Genomic DNA, 25,802 nt, shown 5'->3' on the forward strand with positions numbered 1-25,802 from the left:
CCAAAAAGTCCAACGCTGACAACCACTTGGAAGCGGAAATCGGCGCGTGACGAAATCCATGCCGGGTTCATGGTCAAATTTCGGGGGCAAATGCTGTTTTTCTCAATGCTGACAACTATCGGCGCTCGTTTCTTCAAGCGTCGCGTGAAGAGTCTAGCGCAAGTGCTTGAATTGTTAAAGAGCGAAGGCCGTGCGGCTCATCGGCCACCGCGCGGGCGACCTGGGGCGTTGCTGCTGGTCGGCATGGGCGGCAGCCGCTCCAGCGTTGGCAGCTCCTTGACCTTCTCGCCCAGCGGCTTCAGCCATTGCCGCTTCACATCAGCCCCCGTGCGATCATTTTCGACAAACCACTGATAAGTCTGCTGCTCGATCAGTCCGCCCAACACCTGAGGATAATGCACCGGCCTGTTCACGGCATCCGGATTTCCGACCAGTTCCAAGGCCGCCCTGACATCAGGGGCAACATGGCGCATCTGCTCTTGTGCCAGATCGCGGAGGGAACAGGTAAGGGTCTGGAATCGATTCGAGGCCGTGAATTCGGTCTGCCGATACCGCTGTCGCCGGTCGATCAATTGCAAAGCCAAGGGTTCGATCTTGACCGATCCCAATCCGATCGGCTTCCCCATGCCCACCTTGTGCTCGAATTTCTCCGCTGGCATCAAGGCCGCACAGAGCGACGAAAGTTCCGTCTCGCTCAAGTTGAAGAAATCCACCGAAAACTCAAATTCACTGCCCACCGGGATCAGCTTGGCCCTGACTTTCTGCTTGGCTGGATCCGAAGTTTTTTCCAACTTGCCTCGGCCATCTTGCTTGGGCGGCGGCGGTGGCAGATTGACATTGGATTGCCACGGCCAGAATCCATCATGCGCTTGGGCGACACGCTGTCCGCGATCGTCATAACGGACTACCTGACCTTCGTGGCGCCACGCATGAAGATAGGATTTCCGACCCTTGGGGACATACGCCTTCGGGTTCTTGCTGAACTCGTGCTTGCTGATGTAACCGCCCGCGCCAACTTGGCGGGTGGTCGGCTGGAAATAGAACGAGGGCGAGGGCGGTTTCGGCGAGGACAGGATCTTGAGCGTCGTCCAGTCCCGTTCGGTGTCAAGCGATTTCCCCGCCACCGGCAGCGCCACCGCCGCAGAAAACCGCACTTTACCCATCAGCGCGATGACGGGTTCATCGGCCGCATCCTTGTTGCGCTTGGCCGGCACCTGCACCGCGCCGAACAGCAATTCGGATGGCGACAGCGCCCGTGCCTCTTCGGTCATCGGGGTGAGCTTTTCCCGGTCCTCGGCGCGGGTGGACGGCTCGGTCATGGCCCGCGTGGTTTTCCAGGGGCGCTTGTCGGTGTCCTCGACGCGCTGGCGCCAGATCTGCGACCAGGCCATTTCGTCGATCTTCGTGCCGTCAGGTGATAACCGGAAAAACACGGTCTGGCCAGGCATCAAGCGTGCCTTGAACGGATGCTGTTCGCGATTGCGGGCCACGCCCTTCGGTTTGATCTCCGGCCGGATCTGGTCGGCCGGCACCTTGCCGTCTGGCCAGTCGGTTTTCATGGACTCGGTGCGCTGGTCAGCCAATTCGTAGAGCCGCTCCATCGCGGCGACGGTGAACGGGTAATCCTTGCCCGCCACGGACTCCCGGCCTGTTTTCTGATGCCTGATCTTGTACCCGGTCACGGGTTTGCCGTTCCGAACGCCTTTCACCTCGATGACCATGCCGGAATGCGGAAAGTGCTGATTCGCGCTGACCCGCATCGAATACGACTGCTCCGTCATGACCCGCAGCGCCGAGGCCGTGATCGACTCGTGCAGGCTGCTGAACAGACCGCGCAAGGTCGTGGCGGGAATGGCCAATGCCTTGCCCAGACGGTAGTTTTCCTGCTTGCGCGGCAGCGAGGCATCGTCGCTCACCGGACCCGCGCCGACAAACAGCGGCGTCGTGGCTCGCAGTCGGCAGATCAAGCGGCCGTGACACGTCCCGGCGTGATACGTGCCGTGGGCATGGTGGCCCAGGTTCCCGCCGCGATACGCCGGCTCCTTCAGCCACGGCAACCGGCGGTCATCGGGCTTGGGTTCACCGAACGGAACGAAGGTGTAGGGGTTGTGGAAAGTCCTGTCCTGTGCCGCAGGGAGCGCCGTGGTCACCGCAGCGCGGGCCGGCCCCGGCCCTGGCCGTGCGGGCTTGGCAGCAGCTTGCAGCGCCAACCCATCGGACGCATCAGCCCCCGACAGTGCCGCAAAAGCACCGAGGCACTCCGTCAGATCGGGCACATCGGTTCGCGTGGCAAGGCCATCACGCAACGTGTCCGCCGTCCCGCTGCGCAACTGCCCGTACCCCTTCGACGCCCCATACCCCAGCGGAATGTCCCCCTCGTCCAGATCCCGCAGCACATGCGCCAGCAGCCCGAGCACCTGCGCGGTCACGCCTGGCCGCTTCGCCTCGATCGCCTGCAGCCGCACCATGTCCACCGCCAGCGAGCCGTTCAGCGTCGGACAGTCGCGCACGTCGATCGCAAACTTGGCGCTGTCCTTGCCGCCGCCGGTCAGGCGGTCGATGGCGAGCATGTGGTGGGTTATGTCCTTTGACGTGCCGTCATCGACGCAGTCCGAGCAGCGCAGCAGGCTGCGCCAGCCGGGGGCACCGAACAGTACGCTGGCGAGGTCGAGCGTGCGGCCTGCGTCGTCCAGGCCCTGCACACCGGGCACCTCGTAACCGGCTGGTGTCTCCCGCCCGATCGTGCGCAGGATGCGTTCCGCCTGTGCCCGCAATGCCCCGTGCAGGCTGGTGGACGGCAGCACGGCCCGGCCGGCGTGGTTCGTGCGCGGCTTGCCGTTCGGCAGTCCGGACCCTTTCTCGCCGGTGCGTTCGTAGACGAGGAACGGGCTGTGGAACTTCAGCGCCACGCGGTCGAGCCTCAGCCAGTCGCCCCGCTCAGCGGTCTGGGGCGTCGCCTTCAGGTCGCGCACCTTCGTCCGGTCGGTCCAGAGCGAACCGCCGCCCGAGGCCCACAGCGCCGCCAGCAGACCGTCCTGAAGGCACCAGACCTCCCCCGGCTGCCACGAGACCCGCCCCTGATCCGCTGCCTTGCCCGCGCCGAGCCGCAACCCGTCCCGCGCCTCTCCCGCCAGCGCCAGCAGCCCGAGCAGCACCCCCATGTCCTCCCGGCTCAGCCCCCGCGCCGTGCATTCGAACCCGAACCTGACCCCCGGCGGCACCACCTGCGACAGGAACAGCCGCTGCGCCTCGGCCACGCCCGTGTCACGGTTGCGCGAGACGTGGGCGAGATGGGCGACGTGCGGGTGCTGGTCGCGGCCGAACTGGGGCAGCGGCGAAGTCGTCGGGAGGGAGGCGAAATCGGCGTACAGGTAGGTGAATTCGACGCCGCCGGAAGTCGTCGTGTTGCCCTCGGTTGCGCCGAACAGCCTGCGACGCTGCGCGTCGTCGATCCCCGTCCGCTTGGCCAGCGCCGCCAGCGCCCCCTTGAAGCTGCTGGCCGGGATGCAGGGCCGCCCCTGGTGGTCGCGCACCACCGTGGCAACGTGGCGGGTTTCGTCTGGGCGCGATTCGCCCTCCGATCCCATCCGTTGCTCGTCGAGCTGGATCGGCTCGTCGCGCCCGGTGCCGATGTGCAGCGGCGTCACCAGCGTGAACGTGCCCGTGAGGCGCCACAGCGGTACCTGCGGGCGCTGGTCGCGCTCGCCAGCCTGGGCAGCGGTGTTGTCGGTGTTCATGTCTCTGTCCTCTCCTGATGGCTTCACAGCGGCTGGAAACCGTGTTGCGGATGGACGGCCACCTCGCCGTGACCGTTCTCGGGCAGATAGGGATGGCGCGTCCAGTCGGCGCCGTGGCACTGCTGCACCTCGGGCGGCAGCTTCAGCCCGTGCCGCTGCCACGCCTCCAGCACGCGCCGCGCCCCGTCCGGCTCGACCACCTCGAACACGAACACCGACCCCGCCTCGGTCAGCACCAGCGGGCGGTACGGCTGATCCTTCCGCTCCCGATAGCGTTCGTGCAGAAACCGCCCCCCCGCCAGACGCTGCGTGGCGAAGTGATGGCTGTAGCGCAGCGGCACGTCCGCCGCTGCTGCGCCGACGATCTCGCGCTGCAACGCCTCGAACTGCGTGGTGTAGATCGTCACCAGATCGACCACGGCAGGTGGCTCGATCTCGGTCGTCGGAAACAGCAGCGCATCGGTGACCAGCAACACCGGCACCTTGTCGCCTTTCTTCAGCCCCTGGGCCGGGCCGGATGGCCAGACCGCTCCGTCGTCGCACGGCTGGACTTCCATCCGCGCATCGGTCTTGCCCAGCGGCGCCAGCCCCTCGGCCAGCATATCGTCGAGCGACTGCGCGACGCTGCCCCGGTCTTGCTCTGGCACCGCGCCGAGGTCAATGTCGAACAGCCAGCGGGTCAGCGGGTGGCCTTGCTCGTCGCGGGCGCTGACGCGGCAGTCGTAGGCGAACAGCGCGCCGTCCTTCGCCTGCCCCTCGCCGTTGATGTCGGTGCGCACGCGCAGGTAGGACTCGCTCCTGCCTTTGCCTTGCCTCGCTCCAGCGGTCTCGAAGTCCGCCGTTTTCCAGTCGGTCTGAAAGGCCACCGCGCCGGACAGCATGTCCGGTGGGGCCTCATGGCGAAAGGCGTCGCGGATCTGGCCGCCGCCCAGCGACACCAGTGACTGCGGCAGCGGCACCGGCCGGCCGCTGTCGTGTGCCGCCGGCAGCGCATGGGTCACGCGCACCTTGTCGAAGTGGCAGGCCAGCTTCTGCGCGGGCAGGGCGTCGAGCGACTTCACGCCGTACCGCTCCGACAGCATCCGCGCCAGCACGCCCTTGATCGTGCCGCCGCTGACGTGGTCGACCGACACGAACACGTTGCCGCGCTGCGTCGAGGCGGACAGGCAGAGTGCGTCGTCGCTCGTCAGCGCGAACCGGCGCCGCCCGCCGGCCCAGGCCTCACGCTGGACGGGCCAGCGGGTCACGCCGTCGCTCGCCTTGCGTTTCACCTCGACCGCCTGCACCCGCCCGAAGCCGATGTTGCGCCATGCGCCGAGCTGGGTCTGCATCTGCAGCGCCACCTGGAGTTGCCTGCGCAGCGTCTCGGCTTGCCTGTCGTCGGCCCGAACGCTCCACTCGCCCTGGAACGTCAGCGACGCCCCTGGAAGGCACACCTGCTCGACCATGAGCAAGGCGCCGTGCTGCACCGAGCCGGTGGTGTCGTCGATCTGCACGCGGGAGGCGTCGAATTCGTGCGTCGCGGCGGTCGGATCGAACGGTTTGCCGCCGACCGTCGTCAGCACCAGATCGCTCACGCGCAACCGCGCCCGCTGGCCGACCCCGCTGGCGATGGTGATGCCTGGCGTGCCGAACCAGCGGTCAGCATCGGCGTCACCCAACGCTTTGCCGTGTGCGGTCCAGACCTCGGCGATGCGCCCCGCCAGCAGCGTTCCGGGCAGCACCGGAATGCGCCGGTGGTTGCGCAGCAAGGTGGCGTGCAGCCCGTAGCGGCCGGCGTCGTTGCCGTGGACAAGGTAGGGCGCCTGCAGCGTGATGCTCAGCGCGAACGTCTGCAGGGGGATTGTTCCGGTGGGGCTTCCGGTGGGGCTCATGCCTGGCCTCCTTCGACGACGTAGTCCCAGGTTTCGATGAGCTTGAGCCAGGCGGGCAGGTCCGCCGGCGACGGGGTGGCCGACCATGTCGGCCGGTCCGGGTGCAATGCCTGCCACAGCTTCTGCCAGGCGTCGGCGTGCGTGCCCTTCATGGCGTCGCTCACCTGCGCGTAGCTGGCCTTGAGCAGGTCGTGACCAATCTCGCTGCCCGCTGCCAGCATCCGCGCTGCCCGCGTGATCGCGCTGCGCGGCAGCTCGTCCTTGAGTGCCGGCAGCGTGGTGCGCAGCGTGTCCAGCGTCGAAGCCTCCAGCGCCAGTGCCTTCCACGTCATGTCGGGGCGGTCGGGGAAACGCTGCTTCAGGTATTGCGCCAAGCTGTCGCCAGCATGGTCGAGCGACTCCAGCACCAGCCAGTTCAGGATGTCGTCGGCCTTGCCGTCCTGCTTGCCCTGTTCGGCCAGCCGCTTCGCCAGCGCGGCGATGTGGCTGATGGGGGTCTTGTGCGAGCAGAAGACGAGGCCGCAGGCGTGGGTGAGGCGGCTGGCATCCGTGCGATCGGTTTCGGGGTAGCGCAGATCGGCCACTTCGTCCAGAAACAGCTGGGCCAGCTCGAAACCGCACCAGGCCGGCACGATCAGCATGAACTCGTCTCCGCCCCACAGCGGTGTTTCCAGCCGGATCTCTCCGGCGTTCTGCCAGCGCGAGTCACCACGGGCACGCTCGATCAGCCGGGCCAGGAAGCGGCGGCGGCGCTTCTTCAGGAAGCTTTCCCAGGCGGTCAGCGCCGCGGGTGTGGTGCAGGCCGCGACCTTGGCGCCGAAGCTGTTGCCGTCGGCGTAGAAGACGGCCATCTTGCCGTCAAGGTGGCTGTCCGCCGGCTGACGCGGTCCGCACGACAGTTGTTCGAAGGTGTGGGTGTAGCGCAGCGCTTCATCCCACCCGTCCGGACGATCTGTGGCAGGGAGTGCTTCGAGTTCACGGCGATAGAAGCGCTGCTTCATCTGGTTGCCATAGCTGCGACGCTCGGCGACCGACAGGCTGACACCCGTGTCCGCTTCCCCGCCGACCATGCGCCAGCTCGCCACCGGGCGCACTCGGTCGACTTCGCACGCACCGGCCTGCGTCGGTTTCAGACCGGCCGTCGAGAACGACAGCCGCTGCATCTGCTGCCAGCGGCCGTGGTTCAGCGCCTGCTGCTCGGTGCGTGGGAAGTCCGCGCCGACGGCACGCGACACCACGAAGGTGCCATTGCGGAAGACCTCGCCGGCCAGCGTGGTGCGGACACGTTCGAGCGTGCCATCGTCAGCCCCCGCGCTGTCGGTGATACGAAACAGCCCGGCGGATGCGCCGGTGCTGACCGCCTCGGCCACGCCCTGCAGCGCCTGGGCCACCGCGTCGGTCGCGTTGAGCAGCATCAGCCCGCCGCCACGCCGCGTCGCGAGGTCTTCGGTATCGCCGATGCAATGGGCGTGGTTGACGCCCTCGATGCGTAGCAGATTCATGTCGAGCCTCCCTGAAAAATTCACCTCGGCCGGCGATTCGGCCGGCTGAACATTCGCCATGCCAGCCACAAGGCCGCCCCGAAACACACCAGGCCCACGCCGCTGACGCCCCAGAAAATCCCCGTCAATCCCGACCCAGGCGCAGGAATCGCCCCATCAGGCGGGTTCATGCCATAAATCCCCGTGACGACCGCCAGGATCGACAGCCCCAGCGCAATCAACCCGAACCATGCCACCGACTGGTTCAGCTCCCGATCCGAGCGCAGCTCGCTGTAGTCGTACATATCGCGCAGCGACTGGCGCATCTGCTCGTAGAGCTTGGCGGTGCCGAGTTCGCGTTGCCACATCGCAAAAAGCTGCTGCCCCTGTTCCTGCGGCGTGGCCTCGTCGAACCAGCTGGCCTGCGTGAACTCGATGAACTGCAGATAGATGTCCTCCACCTCGTGCTGGGGCGGCAGGATCAGCTTGCCGCTGCGGCGATCACGGCCGGTGATGTCGCTGAGCTGCTGCGCCAGCCGCAGCAGCCGCGCCTTCTGCATGTGCGCGATCAGACCCATCGGGATGTGGATGTGGCGAAAGATCGCGTGGGCCCCGTTCTTTTCGTTGGCGAAGAAATAGTGGCAATCGGCATTGCCCGCATAGGTGAAGGCGTAGCCCGACACCAGCACGCGCGAGGGGGAATCGCGGGTTTCCTCCGGCTCGTACCAGAAGCGGTCATAGGCATGCTGCCTCTCGAAGTCCTCGAGAAAGCACTGTGCATAGGGCAGGGGGTCCGATCCGGGCGCATCGGCAAAGCAGGTGCGCACCCAGTCGCCACGCCCGACATGGCGCACATCGTCGAAGGCCAGCCAGGTCATGATCGGCGCCCGGTCGTCGCCGAGCGGGCACACGTCCAGCTGGCCTCGGTCTTCCGGCACGGGCTGGTCGTCACCGGTCCGCAGGGGCGCCAGCAGCGAGCGCCAATGCGCAGCCAGCGGGACGAGTGCCTGCCGGTCCGGCTCCAGCGCATGGCGCAGGGCCCGGGCCGTCGGGCCGAACTGCCGCATGACCTCGGCGGGCGCATGAGTCTGGCACTCGAAGTCGCCGGGGCGGCCGATCACGCGGCCTTCCCGGTCCAGCAGTTCGACCCGCTTCGGACAGTGCCCGCCGAACCAGCGGGTGTCGCGTGAGGGATGGGGCCTGTCGTCGACATACGGCGCATACAGCCGGCGCAGCGTGTCGAGCAGCGCCTGCACCTCGTCGAGCGGTCGCGCCCGGTCCTCGCCGAGCTCGAGCATCAGCAGTCCGATGTCCGGCTGAAACACCCACAGCTGGCAGCGCAGCACGGGCAGCCGCAGCTCGACGGTCGGGCTGTCCTTCAGCGTTTCCGACCAGGGGCCGTGGCGCAGTTCGACGCGCAGGCTGTGGATGTCGCGGTGGCGCCAGCAGCGCACCCGCTCCGGATCACCGAGCAGCGGCCGCACATGCGGGTGGAAATAGGCCAGCGCCTGCATCGGACGCAGGGTGTTCCAGAGGTCGGTGTCGGATCGGACCTCGGCGGGCATCTCGAAGGGGTCGGTCCGCTCCCAGGGGGCCTGGATGAAGGACGCGATCTCGTCCAGATGCAGGCCTGCGGAGCGGGCCGAGCCGGCGCTCGGCTTCGGTGAGCGACGCAGCGCGAAGGGCACGCAGATCACATGCAGGAAGCGGCGCACGGTGGGCGGGGCGGAGGTGGTCATGACGGTATCCATGCATAGCTGCCGAACCCCATCGTCGTCTTCTGCCCGACGCCCACCCACTGTCCCCAATACAGCAGCGCGGCTTCCTGCTCGGGGTGGTGGCTGGGGTAGATCAGCGTGCCGATCAGCCCCGAGGGGGCGAGGTGATGCTCGCGAGTTTGGTAGGGCAGGACAATTTCGCGGGCAGGTCGCGAGGCGGGGGTGAGCGGCTCGATCTGCCACTGCGCCGGTGCGGCACGCCAGCGCAGTCTGGCCGGCAGCGCATCCAGTCCGAGCTGTGCCGCCTGTGTCGGGGCCAGCACACGCAGCCGGGCCGCGATCGACTCGAGCACGCTGCCCAGCGATGGCCAGGGCAGGTGCCTGTACTGGCGCCATCCGGCGTGGGTGGCACTGCCGGAGGCCAGCAGCAGGGGCGCCCGCAGTTCAAGCCGGTGCAGCCGGATGGCGCTTGCCGGCTCGACCGCCAGTGCGGGCAGATGGGACGGCGCATCGATCACGCGGACTTCGCCCAGCCGGGCCAGGCGACCATGCAAGCGGCTGGCGCACTGCATCCGCAGCGCCTGCGCCAGTTCGTCCGCCTGCTCGGCCAGGGCACCGAACAGCACGATGCCGAAATCCAGCGGTTCGGGGTCGTCTTCATCCGCACTTTCGGCCTGCGGCCCATCTGTGACCGGCGGGGGCAGGACGGCGAAATGCGCCGGGGCCTGACGGCCACCGGGCCGCAGCAGCGGCAGCAGTTCGGGGGCGTGGTTCATGGCTGCACGCTCGACGAAGCCGTGCAGCACCCCTCCCCATGCCGCCTGCGCACCAGAGCGCGGGCCGAGCAGGAGTTGCAGCGACATCAGGCGCATCACGGTGGCGGCGCCTGGGCCTCAGGATGCGGAGACGCTGGCCGCGGGGGGGCTGTCGACGGCGTGGCGCGCCTGACCCTGGCGGATGCCGCGGGCGGCGCTCTGATAGGCGTGACGTGGAATCAGCGGGCTGGCGGCATTGGCATCGCTGTAGCGCTTGGACAGGTCCTTGAGCCGAGTGACCAGGTCCGGCAGCGCCGCCGATGCGGTGGCAAGCAGCTCGACCTGGCGCATCAGTCGGGCCTCGTTGCGCAGCGCAACGAAGCGCGCGCCGGCCTGCTGATGGGCGGCATGACGGGACTGGGGATTGAGGAAGGTCAACAGGGCCGTCAGCGCGCCCGAGATCAGCGCCAGGGTCGAGGCGATCTCAGGCTGGTTCTTCCAGGCCGACGCGCCGGCCAGCGCCGCCATCAGCGCCGACGCGATGCCCACCCACAGATGCACGCCCGACCAGCGATCCGCAGCCTCGAAATGCGCCTTGCTGGTGTAGGTCGCATCCTCCTCGACACGACTCAGCTCCGCCCGAACCTCGCGCCGCAGCGCCTCATCGTTGAGGTTTTCCGCCATGCCCAGCCTTCTCCCGACATCTTTGTTCGTGGTTTATTCCGGAACTGGATGGTAATGGCGCATCAGTAAGCCACTGTTATCTTTTGTAACTTTGAGTTTTTGAGGGCCAATCCAACCCGGCTTCCGCCGGGAATATCGCCACACCCATCGATCACAAATCTTTCTAGACAAGTGAGTTTCAATCCAACCCAGCTCTCGCCGGGAATATCGCCGAGCGCATGGACGCCGTGACCCAGGCGTATGCCGTGTTTCAATCCAACCCAGCTCTCGCCGGGAATATCGCCTACATCATCGGCGAGTTATATGATCATGATGACATTGTTTCAATCCAACCCAGCTCTCGCTGGGAATATCGCCGGCCTTGCACAGTGGGCGAGCGACACGGCAGGCGTGTTTTAATCCAACCCAGCTTTCGCCGGGAATATCGCCGCGATCACGGGAACCACCCTCGCTTTCCTGGAGCTTCTGTTTCAATTCAACCCAGCTTCGCCGGGAATATCGCCCCCAGGGCCTGAGCATCACGACCCGGCCGCAGACCGTGTTTCAATCCAACCCAGCTCTCGCCGGGAATATCGCCGCATCGGAAGTACGCCAAGCGCGGAGAGGACAAGGCGTTTCAATCCAACCCAGCTCTCGCCGGGAATATCGCCCTCGGCTTATTAAGGTATCTGTCAACCTGACGCCGTTTCAATCCAATCCAGCCCTCGCCGGGAATATCGCCGACCGCGGCGCGATCGATGACGTGTCCAGCATCGTCAACGTTTCAATCCAACCCAGCCCTCGCCGGGAATATCGCCCTCCCAGCGCGTGGCCTTGTGCATGTCGCGGATCGGGTTTCAATCCAACCCAGCTCTCGCCGGGAATATCGACTGCCGGTACTTCAAGGGGGTGACGCGATGAGCAAGTTTCAATCCAACCCAGCTCTCGCCGGGAATATCGCCCAGATCGGTGCGAGAGGTCTTCGAGCTGGTGCCGAAGTTTCAATCCAACCCAGCTCTCGCCGGGAATATCGCCCGCCCCATGCCAACCGTACTCGGCCGCCAGTGCCGTTTCAATCCAACCCAGCTCTCGCCGGGAATATCGCCCTGATTTCGGCACGACTGCGGCGGAGTACAAGGCGGCGTTTCAATCCAACCCAGCTCTCGCCGGGAATATCGCCTACGGCGTCCAGCAGGCCGCGATGGACGACGACCGGTTTCAATCCAACCCAGCTCTCGCCGGGAATATCGCCCGCATGATCTACGATGATACTGACGTGGACGCAGGTTTCAATCCAACCCAGCTCTCGCCGGGAATATCGCCCAGTCGCTGCATCTGCACCTCATAGCTGATGTCCGTGTTTCAATCCAACCCAGCTCTCGCCGGGAATATCGCCTCCGCCGCGCCAAGTCATTGATTTTCCGATGTATTTTTCATTTTTTGCGCGAACCGGGATGCTATCAGCGAAAAAACGTCGAGGGAAGGTGCGGAGCGTCGGCAAGTGCTTGATGCGGCTTGGCGCGAACCTCGCGGGTGGCGGCCGTCACTCGGGGTTCGCGCACGGCACCAGCGTGCCGACGCCGGCGTTGCGCCCCTGGCCCAGCACGATGGGGCCGATGACAGGGGCGCGCAAGCGCAAGCGTACATGCACCGCCGGCATGCGCCGCCAGCTTGCTCGATCCTTCAGGAACAAGGAGCGGTAATCGATCGACTCGGGCAGGAAGCCGGTCTGGCCAAAATCGATCTGTTCGACCAGGTCGGGATCCAGGCCGGCATGGGTCAGCGCCCGCAGGATCAGCTTGCGCGTGCGCCGCGCCTGACCGCTGTCCATGCCCGGCAGGATGACCGGTTGCACGCTGCTCCAGCAGCGTGACGGTCGCAACCAGCCACGCAGCACCGGCACCAGGCGGGGATCGCGCAGCGGCACCGCCCAGGCGAGCCGTTCGCCGCTGTGCGCGTCGACGAGCGGCAGGCCCGGTGAAGGGGCCGCCATCAGCAGCATCGCCAGGTGCTGCATGTGCTCTGGGCGCACCGTCAGCAGCAGATGACGCAGCCGCCCATCCCGATGGCCCGCACCGATCTCCGGCACCGGAATCACCGCGACACGGCCATCCGGATCATGCTCGACATGCCCGGCGGCAAAGGCGGCCAGCGCGGTGTCCTCGCCCGCACAGGCGATCAGCGCATGGCGAACCATGCCGGCCAGCCGCACCGGCTCGCCCGGTCGCCACCCGGCCGGCGTGCCGTCGTCGTGCTGCAGCGCGCAGGCCATCAGCGCGACGCGCGGCCGTGCATCGGTCGGGCGGTAGGTCATGAAGACCGGCGGACCCTCTGCCTGCGCGCGCACAGGCAACAGCCGGTCCTCGTCCAGGCAGGGCAGACTCGGCCGGAGCGGCGTCCAGCAGCGCCAGCCCGCCGGCAGGGCCTGCACCGGATCGACGACACCGTCCCGGTCGAAGCCCGACGCGGATGACCGCAGCGACAGTCGCAGCATCGCCGCCCCGTCCAGAGCCAGCGGCTCGACCGGCAGCCGGTCGGAGTCCAGCGGGGGAGCGTCCTCGGTCGCGATCCGCCACAAATAGCGCACGGCACGCACCTGAGCCGGGTCGCCTTCGTCGGGGGCAAGAATGTGCGGTGCCGGCTGTCTCAGCAGCCAATCCGACAGCTCGGGCACATGCGCCTCGAGCAGCGCCGATTCGCCCAGTGCCCGCAGCAGCCGCGCAGGCGCAGGGGGCCACTCGGTGTCGGGGTGCAGCCCGTGAGGCAGTAAAAGTTCCAGAACAAGCTCAAGACGGCAGGCAGGCATGGGGGCAATGGGATCGCTTCAGCCCGCGCTCGGGCATTCCCTCGGATTGTCCCGAATCGGACACGAAGTGCAGGATCGGGGCTCCTAGACTGGCCCTCAGCCCTTGCGCTCAGCCTCGCCTCTGGACTGGAGACTTCTTCCATGACCGCCACCCTCGCACGCCACGGCCGCGTCGCCGTCATCACGCTCGACAACCCGCCGGTCAACGGCCTGGGCCTGGAGACCCGCCGCGCGCTGGCCGCGCAGGTGCACGCCGCCGAAGCCGATCCGCAGATCGCCGCGATGGTCATCACCGGCGCCGGCCGGGTGTTCTCGGGCGGCGCCGACATCAAGGAGTTCGGCTCGCCCAAGGCGGTGGCCGAGCCCAATCTGCTCAGCCTGATCCTGCTGGTCGAGCGCGCGACCAAGCCGGTGGTGGCCGCCATCCACGGCACCTGCATGGGCGGCGGCCTGGAGCTGTCGCTGGGCTGCCACTACCGCGTGGCCGCGCCGGGCGCCAGCATCGCGCTGCCGGAGGTCAAGATCGGCCTGGTGCCGGGCGCCGGCGGCACGCAGCGGCTGCCGCGCGCGCTCGGCGTCGAGACGGCGCTGAACATGATCGTCTCGGGCGAGCCGGTCCGCAGCGAGCAGCTCGCGCAGGTGCCGGGCCAGCGCCTGATCGATCGCCTGATCGAGGGCGAGCTGATCGCCGGCGCGGTGGCCTTCGCCGAGGAAGTGGCCGACGTGCGCCCGCTGCCTCGGGTGCGCGACCTGAAGGCGGAGCACCCGCAGGCCGACGCCTACTTCCAGTTCGCGCGCAACACCGCGCGGGCGATGGCCAAGAATTTTCCGGCGCCGGTCAGGTGCGTCGACTGCGTCGAGCAGGCGGTCAAGGCGAAGTTCGACGAGGGCATGCGCTTCGAGCGCGAGGCCTTCCTGGGCCTGATGTGGACGCCCGAGTGCAAGGCGCTGCGCCACGCCTTCTTCGCCGAGCGCGCCGCCAGCAAGATCGCCGACGTGCCCGAGGACACGCCGCTGCGCCCGGTGCAGCGGGTCGCGGTCATCGGCGCCGGCACGATGGGCGGCGGCATCGCGATGAACTTCCTGAACGCCGGCATTCCTGTCGTGATGCTGGAGATGAAGCAGGAGGCGCTCGAGCGCGGCGTGGCCACCATCCGCAAGAACTACGAGGCCCAGGTCAGGAAGGGCAAGCTCAAGGCCGACAAGTACGAGCAGCGCATGGCGCTGCTGTCGACCACGCTGAGCTATGCCGACATCGGCGACGCCGACCTGGCGATCGAGGCGGTCTTCGAGGACATGGCGGTCAAGCAGGCGGTCTTCGAGCAGCTCGACGCGGTGATGAAGCCCGGCGCGATCCTGGCCACCAACACCTCGACGCTGGACGTGAACCGCATCGCCTCCTTCACCCGGCGCTCGCAGGACGTGATCGGCACGCACTTCTTCAGCCCCGCCAACGTGATGAAGCTGCTGGAGGTCGTGCGCGGCGCCGAGACGGCCCGGGACGTGCTGGCCACCGTGATGGCGCTGGGCAAGAAGATCAGGAAGACCTGTGTGGTCTCCGGCGTGTGCGACGGCTTCATCGGCAACCGCATGATCGAGCAGTACAGCCGCCAGGCCGGCTTCCTGCTCGAGGAAGGCTGCACGCCCACCCAGGTCGACCGCGCGATCGAGAAGTTCGGCTTCGCGATGGGCCCGTTCCGCATGGGCGACCTGGCCGGCAACGACATTGGCTGGTACATCCGCAAGCGCCGCTACCTCGAGAAGCCCGAGCTGCGCTACAGCCGCACCGCCGACCTGCTGTGCGAGATGGGCCGCTTCGGCCAGAAGACCGGCGCGGGCTGGCATGACTATCAGGCCGGCAGGCGCGACGCGATCCCGAGCCCGGTGGTCGAGCAGATGATCGCCGACCACCGCGCCGCGCTGGGCATCACGCCGCGCAAGATCAGCGACGAGGAGATCGTGCACCGGCTGGTGTATTCGCTGGTCAACGAGGCGGCGCGACTGCTCGAGGAAGGCATCGCGGCCAAGGCCAGCGACATCGACATGGTCTACCTGACCGGCTATGGCTTCCCGCTGCACCGCGGCGGCCCGATGTGCTACGCCGACACGCAGGGCCTCTTCAACGTCGTCGAGGACATGAAACGCTTCGCCCGCAACCCGCACGACGACGCGGCGTTCTGGCAGCCGGCGCCGCTGCTGGCGCGCCTGGTCGCCGAGGGCAAGACCTTCAACCCGGCCTGAACCAGAACACGACGGAGTTCGCCCCATGACCACCGCTGTCATCGTTTCCACCGCGCGCACCCCGCTGGCCAAGAGCTGGAAGGGATCGTTCAACATGACCCACGGCGCCACGCTCGGCGGCCATGTCGTGGCCGAGGCCGTGCGCCGCGCCGGCATCGAGCCCGGCGCGGTCGAGGACGTGCTGATGGGCTGCGCCAACCCCGAGGGCGCCACCGGCTGGAACATCGCGCGCCAGATCGTGCTGCGCGCCGGCCTGCCGGTGAGCGTCTCGGGCCTGACGGTCAACCGCTTCTGCTCCAGCGGCCTGCAGACGATCGCGCTGGCCGCGCAGCGCATCATCGCCGGCGAGGGCGAGGTGCAGGTCGCCGGCGGCGTCGAGAGCATTTCCTGCGTGCAGCAGGAGATGAACCAGCACATGTTCGTCGACGCCTGGCTGAAGCAGCACAAGCCCGAGATCTACTGGCCGATGCTGCAGACCGCCGAGAACGTCGCCCGGCGCTACGGCATCCCGAAGGAGCGCATGGACCGGTTCGGCGCCGAGAGCCAGCAGAAGGCCTGCGCGGCGCAGGCGGCCGGGCGCTTCACGGAGGAGATCGCGCCGATCACCGTGACCGCGGGCGTGGCCGACAAGGTGCTGGGCCTGCGCACGCAGCAGCTCGCCGTCAACGTCGACGAGGGCCTGCGCGAGGGCACGACGGTCGAGGCGGTGGCCTCGATCCGCACCGCGCAGCCCGGCGGCGTGGTCTCGGCCGGCAACGCCAGCCAGTTCAGCGACGGCGCCGGCGCCTGCGTGGTGGTGGACGAGCGCTACGCCGAGCGCCACGGGCTCAAGCCCCTGGGCCGCTTCCTGGGCTTCGCGGTCGCCGGCTGCGAGCCCGACGAGATGGGCATCGGGCCGGTGTTCGCGGTGCCGAAGGTGCTCGCGCGCCTGGGACTCACGGTCGACGACATCGACCTGTGGGAGCTCAACGAGGCCTTCGCGGTGCAGGTGCTGTACTGCGCCGACCGGCTCGGCATTCCGATGGAGCGGCTCAACGTCAACGGCGGCGCCATCGCGCTCGGCCATCCCTACGGCATGAGCGGCCAGCGCCTGGTCGGCCACGCGCTGATCGAGGGGCGACGCCGCGCGGCCAAGTACGTCTGCGTGACGATGTGCATCGGCGGCGGCATGGGCGCAGCGGGCGTGTTCGAGGTGCTCTGAGTTCGAGGTGCTCTGACGCCGTCGCGCCCAACCGTCCGTCATCCTGCTCTTTCCGTCATCCCCGCGCAGGCGGGGACCCACGCAGACCACAGCCCATGTTCAGCCCGTGCTCATCGTGGGCCCTCGCCTTCGCGAGGGTGACGGCGTGGATGCCGAAACCCGAAACTGCCACCGCCACCGCCACCGCCACCTCCCCATGCGCGCCACCCTCGACTTCCTGCTCCACGACTGGCTGCGCGTCGAGTCCCTGACCGCGCGCGCCCGCTTCGCCGACCACAGCCGCGAGACCTTCGACGCGGTGCTCGACACCTGCGAGCGCATCGCCCGCGAGAAGTTCGCGCCGGCCAACCGCACCGCCGACCTGCAGGAGCCGCATTTCGACGGCGAGAAGGTCATCCTGCCGGCCTCGACGCACGCGGCCAGCCGCGCCTATGTCGAGTCCGGCATGCTGGCTGCGGCGCAGGACCACGCGCTGGGCGGCATGCAGCTGCCCTGCGTCGTCGAGATGGCCGCCAACAGCTTCTTCGCCAAGGCGGGCGTCGGCCTGGGCGGACACATGCTGACCTCCGGCAACGCCAATCTGCTGATGGCGCACGGCACGCCGGCGCAGCAGCGCGTCTTCGCGCACCAGGAGTTCGCCGGCCGCTTCTTCGGCACGATGTGCCTGAGCGAGCCGCAGGCTGGCTCCAGCCTGTCCGACATCGCCACCCGCGCCGAGCCGGACGGCGACGACGCGCCCAGCGATCCGCTCGGCCCGCGCTACCGCCTGCGCGGCCACAAGATGTGGATCAGCAACGGCGACCACGAGCTGGCCGAGAACATCGTCCATCTGGTGCTGGCGAAGATTCCCGGCCCGGACGGCCGGCTGGTGCCGGGCGTGCGCGGCATCTCGCTGTTCATCGTGCCGAAGTGGCTGGTGGACGAGGAGGGCGCGCTGACCGGCGAGCGCAACGACGTGGCGCTCGCCGGCCTGAACCACAAGCTCGGCTACCGCGGCATTCCGAACACGCTGCTGAACTTCGGCGAGGGCCGATACCCGGTGCGCGGCGCGGCCGGCGCGATCGGCTACCGCGTCGGCGCGCCCGGCGAGGGCCTGAAGGGCATGTTCCACATGATGAACGAGGCGCGCATCGCCGTCGGCCTCGGCGCGGTGATGCTGGGCGCGGCCGGCTACGAGGCCAGCCTCGACTACGCGCGCGGCCGCCCGCAGGGCCGCCCGATCGGCCCGGCCGGCAAGGATGCCCACCAGCCGCAGGTGCCGATCATCCGCCACGCCGACGTGCGGCGCATGCTGCTGGCGCAGAAGAGCTACGTCGAGGGCGGCCTGGCCCTGGCGCTGCACTGCGCCCGGCTGGTGGACGAGCAGCACACCGGCGAGCCGGCCGCGGCCCGGGACGCCGCGCTGCTGCTGGAGATGCTCACGCCCGTCGCCAAGAGCTGGCCGAGCGAGTGGTGCCTGGAGGCCAACAGCCTGGCGATCCAGATCCACGGCGGCTACGGCTACACCCGCGACTACCCCGTCGAACAATACTGGCGCGACAACCGCCTGAACATGATCCACGAGGGCACGCACGGCATCCAGGCGCTGGACCTGCTCGGCCGCAAGGTGACGATGGACGGCGGCGCCGGGCTGATGGCGCTGGCGCGGGCGGTCAACACGACGATCGAGCGCGCGCTGCCCGACGCGCGGCTGCAGCCCTTCGCGTCGCGGCTGGCGCAGGCGCTGCAGCAGCTCGGCGCGGCGACCAAGGCGGCCTGGGCCACCGGCGTGCCCGAGGAGGCACTGGCCAACGCCGTGCCCTATCTGCAGGCCTTCGGCCACCTCGTGATCGCCTGGATGTGGCTGGACGTGGCGCTGGCCAGCGACCGCGACAGCGCCGCCGGCCAGGGGCGCCACGCCGCCTGCCGCTTCTTCTTCCACCATGAGCTGCCGCGCATCGACGCCTGGCTCGCGGTGGTCCGCGACCGTGACGACACCTGCCGGACGATGCAGGAGGAGTGGTTCTGATGGGAACGCCGATCAATCAGCTCTTCGATCTGACGGGCCGCATCGCGCTGGTCACCGGCGGCTCGCGCGGCCTGGGGCTGCAGATCGCCGAGGCGCTCGGCGACGCCGGTGCCAAGGTCATGCTGACCGCGCGCAAGGCCGACGAGCTGGAGGCCGCCTGCGCGCAGCTGCAGGCGCGCGGCATCGATGCGCGCTGGGTCGCCGCCGACGCCAGCACGCCCGAGGGCGTGGCCCGCATCGTCGACGAGACCTGCGAGCGCCTGGGCGACATCGACATCCTGGTCAACAACGCCGGCGCCACCTGGGGGGCGCCGGCCGAGGAGCATCCGCTCGAGGCCTGGGACAAGGTGATGGACCTGAACGTGCGCGCGGTCTTCCTGATCAGCCAAGTGGTGGGCCGGCGCTGCATGATCCCGCGCGGCGCGGGGCGCATCGTCAACGTCGCGTCGATCGCCGGCCTGTCGGGCAACGGCCCGGCGATGACCACGCTGGCCTACAACACCAGCAAGGGCGCGGTGATCAACTTCACCCGCGCGCTGGCGGGCGAGTGGGGCCGCCACGGCATCACCGTCAACGCGCTGGCGCCGGGCTTCTTTCCGAGCCGGATGACACGCGGCACGCTGGCGCGCCTTGGCGAGGACGCGCTGGCCGCGAAGGCACCACTGCGCCGCCTCGGCGATGATGACGACCTCAAGGGCGCCGCCGTCCTGTTCGCCAGCGCGGCCGGCAAGCACATCACCGGCCAGATCCTGGCGGTCGACGGCGGCGTCAGTGCCGTCCACGGCGGCTGATTCCCGTCCGCTGCGTGACGGGCACCGCCCGTGCCCCATCCGTCATTCCCGCGAAAGCGGGAACCCACCCCTGCCCCGATGCAATTTCCCGTCCCCATCCCCTTCGTCGACCACCTCGGCTTCGAGCTGGTGCGCTTCGCCGACGGCCAGGCCGAGATCCACCTCGACCTGCGCCCGGAGCTGCTGAACTCCTTCATGGTCGCGCACGGCGGCGTCTCGATGACGCTGCTCGACGTGGTCATGGCGCATGCCGCGCGCAGCAGCGTGCCCGACAGCGGCGCGGTGACGATCGAGATGAAGACCAGCTTCTTCCGCCCCGGCGAGGGCCGGCTGCGTGCGGTCGGCCGGCTGCTGCACCGCACCGCGACGATGGCCTTCACCGAGGGCCACGTCTACGGCGGCCACGGCGAGCTGTGCGCGCACGCCACCGGCACCTTCAAGTACGTCAAGCGCCTGCCCGCGGGCGGGCGGGCGATCAAGGCGCTGAACCGGCGCGACGATCCTGAACCTTCCCAGTCCCACGAACCCTGAACCGAAGGACCGCTCCATGCCCCTGACGAACCGCCAGATCGTGCTCGCCTCGCGCCCGCAGGGCGAGGCCAGCGCCGACAACTTCCGCCTGGTCGAGACGGCGCTGCCCGGCCCCGACGAGCTGGCAGAGGGCCAGGTGCTGGTGCGCCACCACGTCCTGAGTCTCGACCCCTACATGCGCGGCCGCATGAACGACAGCCGCAGCTACGCGCAGCCGCAGCCGCTGGGCGAGGTGATGATCGGCGGCACCGCGGGCGAGGTGATCGCGTCGCGCAACCCGCATTTCGCCGTCGGCGACCACGTCGTCGGCATGGGCGGCTGGCAGGAGCATGCGCTGGTCGACGCCACGCAGCGCGGCGTGCTGCAGAAGGTCGACACCCGCCAGGTGCCGCTGTCAGCCTACCTGGGCGCGGTCGGCATGCCGGGGGTCACGGCCTGGTACGGGCTGGTCAAGATCATCGACCCGCAGCCCGGGCAGACCGTCACCGTGTCGGCCGCCAGCGGCGCGGTGGGCTCGGCGGTGGGGCAGCTCGCCAAGGCGCGCGGCTGCCGCGTCGTCGGCATCGCCGGCGGGGCGGAGAAGTGTGCCTATGTCGTGGATGAGCTCGGCTTCGACGCCTGCATCGACTACCGCCAGCATCCAGACCTGAAGTCGATGTCGGCGGCGCTGAAGGCGGCCTGCCCGGCGGGCATCGACGGCCATTTCGAGAATGTCGGCGGCCTGATCCTGGACGCGGTGATGCTGCGCGCCAACGCCTTCAGCCGGGTGGCGATGTGCGGAATGATCGCCGGCTACGACGGCCAGCCGCTGCCGATGGCCAATCCGGCGCTGATCCTGGTCAACCGCATGAAGATCGAGGGCTTCATCGTCAGCGAGCACATGGCGGTCTGGCCGGAGGCGCTGCGCGAGCTGGCCACCGGCGTGGCCACCGGCACGCTGAAATACCGCGAGACGGTCGCCCAGGGGCTGGAGAGCGCGCCCGAGGCCTTCATCGGCCTGCTCAAGGGACGCAACTTTGGCAAGCAGCTGGTGAAGCTGGTCTGAGCGGGAGGTCGGTGATGAAGACCTTGCAGGGCAGGACCGCGGTGCTGACCGGCGCCGCCTCCGGTTTCGGACTGGAACTCGCGCGGCTGTGCGCAGGTCTGGGCATGAAGATCGTCATGGCCGACGTGCAGCAGGACGCGCTCGACCGCGCTGCCGCCGAGGTCGCGGCGCTGGGCCAGCCGAACGGCGCCGAGGTGCTGGCGTTCCGGCTCGACGTCTCCAAGGCCGAGCAGGTCGAGGCGCTGGGCGCGGCGACACTGGCGCGCTTCGGGGCGCCGCACCTGGTGTTCAACAACGCCGGGGTCGGCATCGGCGGCCTGATCTGGGAGCACAGCCGCGCCGACTGGGAATGGACGATCGGCGTCAACCTGATGGGCGTAGCGCACGGCGTGCGGGTGTTCACGCCGATGATGCTGACCGCCGCCAAGGCCGATCCCGCATGGGAGGGCCACATCGTCAACACCGCCTCGATGGCCGGGCTGGTCAACATGCCCAACATGGGCGCCTACAACGTCAGCAAGCACGCGGTGGTGAGCCTGTCGGAGACGCTGTACCAGGATCTGCGGCTGGTGACCGAGCAGGTCTCGGCCAGCGTGCTGTGCCCGTACTTCGTGCCGACCGGCATCCACCAGAGCGAGCGCGTGCGCCCCGGCGATCTGTCGGCCACGGCCCCGACGCGCAGCCAGCTTGTCGGCCAGGCGATGGCGGCCAAGGCGGTCACCAGCGGCAAGGTCAGCGCCGCCGAGGTGGCGCAGAAGGTGGTGGACGCGGTGCTGGCCGGGCAGTTCTACATCTACAGCCACCCGCAGGCGGTCAGCATCGTCGGCACGCGCGCCGAGGACATCGTCCGGAGCCGCAACCCGAGCGACCCCTTCGCCGAGCGCCCGGAGGTCGGCGAGCGGCTGAGGCAGGCGCTGAAAGGCTGAGCATCGCCACCCGGTTGGGCACCGTCACCCGGTTGGGCACCGCCCCCGGGCTGAGCACCGTCACCCTCGCGAAGGCGAGGGCCCACGCTGAACGCCGGCTCGCCGATCCCGCTGTGGCAAACTCCGCCGCCTCCCGCAACTGCCACGCCCTTGCGGCGTCCCCCGGTTTGGAACACGCCCAGAAGATCCTCCAGCAGATCGCCGCGGAACTGAAGGTCCGCCCGGCCCAGGTGCAGACGGCCATCGAGCTGCTCGACGGTGGCGCCACCGTGCCCTTCATCGCCCGCTACCGCAAGGAAGCCACCGGCGGCCTGGATGATGTCCAGCTGCGCGAGCTGGAAAGCCGCTTGGCCTACCTGCGCGAGCTGGAAACGCGCCGCGACGCGATCCTGAAAAGCATCGAGGAGCAGGGCAAGCTCACGCCCGAGCTGCGCGCCGCGGTGCTGGCCGCGCCGACCAAGCAGGAGCTCGAAGACCTCTACCTGCCCTACAAGCCCAAGCGCCGCACCAAGGGCATGATCGCCCGCGAGGCCGGTCTGGAGCCGCTGGCCGACAAGCTCTTTGCCGATCCCACGCTGGATCCGAAGCAGGAGGCCGCCGCCTTCGTCAACGCCGAGGCCGGATTTGCCGACGCGCTGGCGGTGCTCGACGGCGTGCGCGACCTGCTGAGCGAGCGCTGGGCCGAGGACGCCGCGCTGGTCGGCCTGCTGCGCGAATGGCTCTGGGGCGAGGGCCTGCTGCGCTCGAAGCTGCTCGACGGCAAGGACGCCAACCACCCCGACACCGCCAAGTTCCGCGACTATTTCGACTACGACGAGCCGATCGGCCGCGTGCCCTCGCACCGCGCGCTGGCGGTGTTCCGTGGCCGCACGCTGGACCTGCTCGACGTCAAGCTGGTCGTCGACGAGGCGGTCGTGCCGGGCACGCCCACGATCGCCGAAGGGCGCATCGCCGTGCACCTGGGCTGGAGCCACGCCAAGCGCCCGAGCGATGACCTGATCCGCAAGACGATCGCCTGGACCTGGAAGGTCAAGCTCAGCTTGAGCCTGGAGCGCGATCTGTTCACCCGGCTGCGCGAGGCGGCCGAGGCGACCGCGATCAAGGTCTTCGGCGAGAACCTGCGCGACCTGCTGCTGGCCGCGCCGGCGGGCAAGCGGGTGGTGATGGGGCTGGATCCGGGCATCCGCACCGGCGTGAAGGTCGCGGTGGTCAGCGACACCGGCCGGGTGCTCGACACCTCGACCGTCTACCCGCACGAGCCGCGCCGCGACTGGGACGGCGCGCTGCACACGCTGGCCAAGCTCTGCGCCGCGCATGGCGTGAACCTGATCGCCATCGGCAACGGCACCGCCAGCCGCGAGACCGACAAGCTCGCCGGCGACCTGATCAAGCGGCTGCAGCAGCTCGCGCCGGATCGCGCCATCGAGAAGGTGGTGGTGTCGGAGGCCGGCGCCTCGGTCTATTCGGCGTCGGAATTTGCGTCGAAGGAACTGCCGGAGCTGGATGTCAGCCTGCGCGGCGCGGTGTCGATCGCGCGGCGGCTGCAGGATCCGCTGGCCGAGCTGGTCAAGATCGACCCCAAGAGCATCGGCGTGGGCCAGTACCAGCACGATGTCAACCAGGGCGAGCTGGCGCGCACGCTGGGCGCGGTGGTCGAGGACTGCGTGAACTCGGTCGGCGTGGACCTGAACACCGCCTCGGTGCCGCTCCTGTCGCGGGTGTCGGGCCTGAGCGCCTCGGTGGCGGCCAGCGTGGTGCGCTGGCGCGACGCCAACGGCGCCTTCCGCAACCGCCGCCAGCTGCTCGACGTGGCCGGCCTGGGGCCGAAGACCTTCGAGCAGGCCGCCGGCTTCCTGCGCATCCGCGACGGCGACAACCCGCTCGACATCACCGGCGTGCACCCCGAGACCTATCCGGTGGTCGAGAAGATGCTGAAAGCCGTCAATCGCCCGATCGGCGAGCTGATGGGCCGCAGCGACGTGCTGAAAAGCCTCAAGCCCGAGACCTTCGCCGACGAGCGGTTCGGCGCCATCACGGTGCGCGACATCCTGGCCGAGCTCGACAAGCCCGGGCGCGACCCGCGGCCGGACTTCAAGGTCGCGCGCTTCAACGACGGCGTCGAGGACATCCAGGACCTGAAGGAAGGCATGGTGCTGGAGGGCACGGTCAGCAACGTCGCGCAGTTCGGTGCCTTCGTCGATCTGGGCGTGCACCAGGACGGGCTGGTGCATGTCAGCCAGCTCTCGAACAAGTTCGTCAGCGACGCGCGCGAGGTGGTGCGCACCGGCGACATCGTCAAGGTGCGGGTGCTGGAGGTGGACGTGGCGCGCAAGCGCATCTCGCTGACGATGAAGCTCGACGCGCCGGCGCAGAAGGCGGGCGGCGCCGAGCGGGGCGCCGACAACCGCTTCCGCCCGGCCGGCCGGGGCGAGCAGCCACAGCGTGGCGGGCAGGGCGGCCGGGGCGCGCCGGCGCCGGCCTCGCAGAACGCGATGGCCGCGGCCTTCGCCAAGCTCAAGCCGGGACGTTGATCGCGCGGGGATGCGTCGTCTCCGGGCAGGGCTTAGGATGAAAGATCCACAACCCGCCTGGAGACTCCGAATGACGCTTTTCCACCTTCCCAAGCTGATCGCCACGGCTGCTGCCGCTCTTGCGCTGGGCGGCTGCGCCGGCATGATGGGCCACGGCGGCCACGGTCACCACAGCGGCATGCATGACATGCACAAGGGCCCGATGGCCATGGCCAAGCTCGAGGCCACCCGTGGCAACGCCGTCAGCGGCACGGTGATGTTCCACGAGCACGGCGACCATGTGATGGTCCACGCCAAGCTCAGCGGCCTGAAGCCGAACGGCGAGCACGGCTTCCATGTCCACGAGAAGGGCGACTGCTCCAGCGGCGACGGCATGAGCACCGGCGGCCACTTCAACCCCACGGGCAAGCCGCACGGCCCGCAGGACGGCGACCACCACGCCGGCGACATGCCGAGCCTGAAGGCCGACGCCAACGGCCAGGCCGACGTCACCTTCCACCTGAGCGGTGTCACGCTGAAGGACGGCCCGACCAGCCTGATCGGCAAGGGCGTGATCGTGCATGTCGGCCCGGACGACTACAAGACGCAGCCCACCGGCAACTCAGGCGCGCGCATCGCCTGCGGCGTGATCGCGCAGGGCGGGCACTGAGCCGGGGCGTGCCTCAGGTCGAGGCCGCCAGCAGCCAGGGCGAGGCCTCGGCGTGGGGCCGCAGCGGCATCGCGCTGGCGGCGAGCCCCCCCGGCGCCATCGCAGCCATCGCGCTGACCAGCTGATCGACCTGGGTGCTCATCGCCGCCGACGCGCTGCTCGCGGTCGTCGACAGGCCGACCTTCGAGCGCAGCGTGGCCAGGTTCCAGGTGGTGCCATTGGCGAACTGGACCTGCTGGATCGGGTTCCAGGCGCTGCTCTTGAAGTTCTGGATGGTGACCGAGTCGGTCGTGCCCTTGATCGCCAGCACCAGGTTGTTGCCCGACAGGCTGGCCTGGATGTCCGTCGGCAGCACACCGGCCTTGAAGATCAGCTTCTCAGTGCGGGTCGCCCGCGAGTCGTAGTTCTCGCTGATGAGGTCCTTGCCCTCACCCCGGCCGAAGTAGTAGGTGTCATCGCCCGCACCGCCCACCATCGTGTCGTTGCCAGCGCTGCCCGAGAAGATGTCGTTCAGGTCGGTGCCGACCAGGCTGTCTGCACCGGCCGTGCCGCGCAGCGCCTCGGTGACCATCTGGGTGGTGTTCCACACCGTGGTGCTGCCGGTGAAGCTCACCTGCTGGATGGGGTTCCGGTTATTGGCCGGCGTATCAAGGTACTTGAAGTCCTGGATCGTGATCGAGTCGCTGGTGCCCTTGATGGCCAGCACCAAGTTGTTGCCCACGAACGAGGCCTGGATGTCCGTCGGCAGTACGCCGGCCTTGAAGATCAGTTTTTCCGACCGGGTTGCGCGCGTGTCGGTGCTCTGGGCAATGATGTCCTTGCCCTCATCGCGGCCGAAGTAGTAC

At 68.7% G+C, this 25,802-nt stretch carries 17 protein-coding genes and 1 CRISPR repeat array; of the genes, 9 read left to right on the forward strand and 8 right to left on the reverse strand.

Annotation, left to right across the window (positions count from 1 at the left end):
- Nucleotides 1-197 precede the first annotated feature (197 nt).
- From BW996_RS18145 to csb2, 7 genes are all read right to left on the reverse strand, one after another.
- Nucleotides 198-3,737, reverse strand: coding sequence for an RAMP superfamily CRISPR-associated protein (locus tag BW996_RS18145; protein WP_037484886.1), 3,540 nt, complete (start codon nt 3,735-3,737; stop codon nt 198-200).
- 23 nt (nt 3,738-3,760) lie between these two features.
- Nucleotides 3,761-5,611 (reverse strand): RAMP superfamily CRISPR-associated protein, encoded by a 1,851-nt coding sequence (locus tag BW996_RS18150; protein ID WP_037484888.1) that lies wholly within the window; start codon nt 5,609-5,611, stop codon nt 3,761-3,763.
- On the reverse strand, nt 5,608-7,113 hold the full coding sequence (locus BW996_RS18155) for a hypothetical protein (RefSeq protein ID WP_037484890.1): 1,506 nt from the start codon (nt 7,111-7,113) through the stop codon (nt 5,608-5,610). The genes BW996_RS18150 and BW996_RS18155 overlap by 4 nt, the downstream gene beginning before the upstream one ends.
- 20 nt (nt 7,114-7,133) lie before the next feature.
- Nucleotides 7,134-8,831 (reverse strand): hypothetical protein, encoded by a 1,698-nt coding sequence (locus tag BW996_RS18160; protein WP_037484892.1) that lies wholly within the window; start codon nt 8,829-8,831, stop codon nt 7,134-7,136.
- Entirely contained in the window at nt 8,828-9,682 is an 855-nt protein-coding gene (gene cas6, locus BW996_RS18165) for a CRISPR system precrRNA processing endoribonuclease RAMP protein Cas6 (RefSeq protein ID WP_037484894.1), read from the reverse strand. The genes BW996_RS18160 and cas6 overlap by 4 nt, the downstream gene beginning before the upstream one ends.
- 21 nt (nt 9,683-9,703) lie before the next feature.
- Entirely contained in the window at nt 9,704-10,249 is a 546-nt protein-coding gene (locus BW996_RS18170; RefSeq protein ID WP_051632225.1) for an SLATT domain-containing protein, read from the reverse strand.
- Nucleotides 10,250-10,789: 540 nt separating this feature from the next.
- Nucleotides 10,790-11,624: direct repeats of the CRISPR family, unit length 37 nt; unit sequence GTTTCAATCCAACCCAGCTCTCGCCGGGAATATCGCC.
- A 147-nt stretch (nt 11,625-11,771) separates the two neighbouring features.
- The gene (gene csb2, locus BW996_RS18175) at nt 11,772-13,034 is read right to left on the reverse strand and encodes a type I-G CRISPR-associated protein Csb2 (RefSeq protein ID WP_081838270.1); all 1,263 of its coding nucleotides are present in this window, start codon (nt 13,032-13,034) and stop codon (nt 11,772-11,774) included.
- A 141-nt stretch (nt 13,035-13,175) separates the two neighbouring features.
- On the opposite strand from csb2, the gene BW996_RS18180 reads away from it, so the two are divergent.
- The 9 genes from BW996_RS18180 (at nt 13,176) to BW996_RS18220 (ending at nt 24,957) form a co-directional block, all read left to right on the forward strand.
- Nucleotides 13,176-15,275, forward strand: coding sequence for a 3-hydroxyacyl-CoA dehydrogenase NAD-binding domain-containing protein (locus BW996_RS18180; protein WP_037484899.1), 2,100 nt, complete (start codon nt 13,176-13,178; stop codon nt 15,273-15,275).
- A 25-nt stretch (nt 15,276-15,300) separates the two neighbouring features.
- Nucleotides 15,301-16,476 carry an acetyl-CoA C-acyltransferase gene (locus BW996_RS18185; RefSeq protein ID WP_037484900.1) on the forward strand — a complete coding sequence of 392 codons (1,176 nt, stop codon included), beginning with the start codon at nt 15,301-15,303 and terminating at the stop codon, nt 16,474-16,476.
- Between the two features lie 196 nt (nt 16,477-16,672).
- Nucleotides 16,673-18,484 carry an acyl-CoA dehydrogenase gene (locus tag BW996_RS18190; protein ID WP_037484903.1) on the forward strand — a complete coding sequence of 604 codons (1,812 nt, stop codon included), beginning with the start codon at nt 16,673-16,675 and terminating at the stop codon, nt 18,482-18,484.
- Nucleotides 18,484-19,275 carry an SDR family oxidoreductase gene (locus BW996_RS18195; RefSeq protein ID WP_037484905.1) on the forward strand — a complete coding sequence of 264 codons (792 nt, stop codon included), beginning with the start codon at nt 18,484-18,486 and terminating at the stop codon, nt 19,273-19,275. The genes BW996_RS18190 and BW996_RS18195 overlap by 1 nt, the downstream gene beginning before the upstream one ends.
- Nucleotides 19,276-19,353: 78 nt before the next feature.
- Nucleotides 19,354-19,806, forward strand: coding sequence for a PaaI family thioesterase (locus tag BW996_RS18200; RefSeq protein ID WP_037484907.1), 453 nt, complete (start codon nt 19,354-19,356; stop codon nt 19,804-19,806).
- A gap of 16 nt (nt 19,807-19,822) precedes the next feature.
- Nucleotides 19,823-20,851: an NADP-dependent oxidoreductase gene (locus tag BW996_RS18205; protein ID WP_175619143.1), complete on the forward strand. Its 1,029-nt coding sequence runs from the start codon at nt 19,823-19,825 to the stop codon at nt 20,849-20,851.
- A gap of 14 nt (nt 20,852-20,865) precedes the next feature.
- Nucleotides 20,866-21,777 (forward strand): SDR family oxidoreductase, encoded by a 912-nt coding sequence (locus BW996_RS18210; RefSeq protein ID WP_175619144.1) that lies wholly within the window; start codon nt 20,866-20,868, stop codon nt 21,775-21,777.
- A 167-nt stretch (nt 21,778-21,944) separates the two neighbouring features.
- Nucleotides 21,945-24,308 (forward strand): Tex family protein, encoded by a 2,364-nt coding sequence (locus BW996_RS18215; protein ID WP_037484911.1) that lies wholly within the window; start codon nt 21,945-21,947, stop codon nt 24,306-24,308.
- 70 nt (nt 24,309-24,378) lie between these two features.
- Nucleotides 24,379-24,957 carry a superoxide dismutase family protein gene (locus BW996_RS18220; RefSeq protein ID WP_037484912.1) on the forward strand — a complete coding sequence of 193 codons (579 nt, stop codon included), beginning with the start codon at nt 24,379-24,381 and terminating at the stop codon, nt 24,955-24,957.
- 13 nt (nt 24,958-24,970) lie between these two features.
- Here BW996_RS18220 and BW996_RS18225 read toward each other — a convergent pair.
- On the reverse strand, nt 24,971-25,802 hold an 832-nt coding region (locus BW996_RS18225), incomplete at its 5' end, for a calcium-binding protein (RefSeq protein WP_310732931.1).

This window comes from Sphaerotilus natans, from assembly GCF_900156335.1.
GTDB lineage: Bacteria > Pseudomonadota > Gammaproteobacteria > Burkholderiales > Burkholderiaceae_C > Sphaerotilus > Sphaerotilus natans.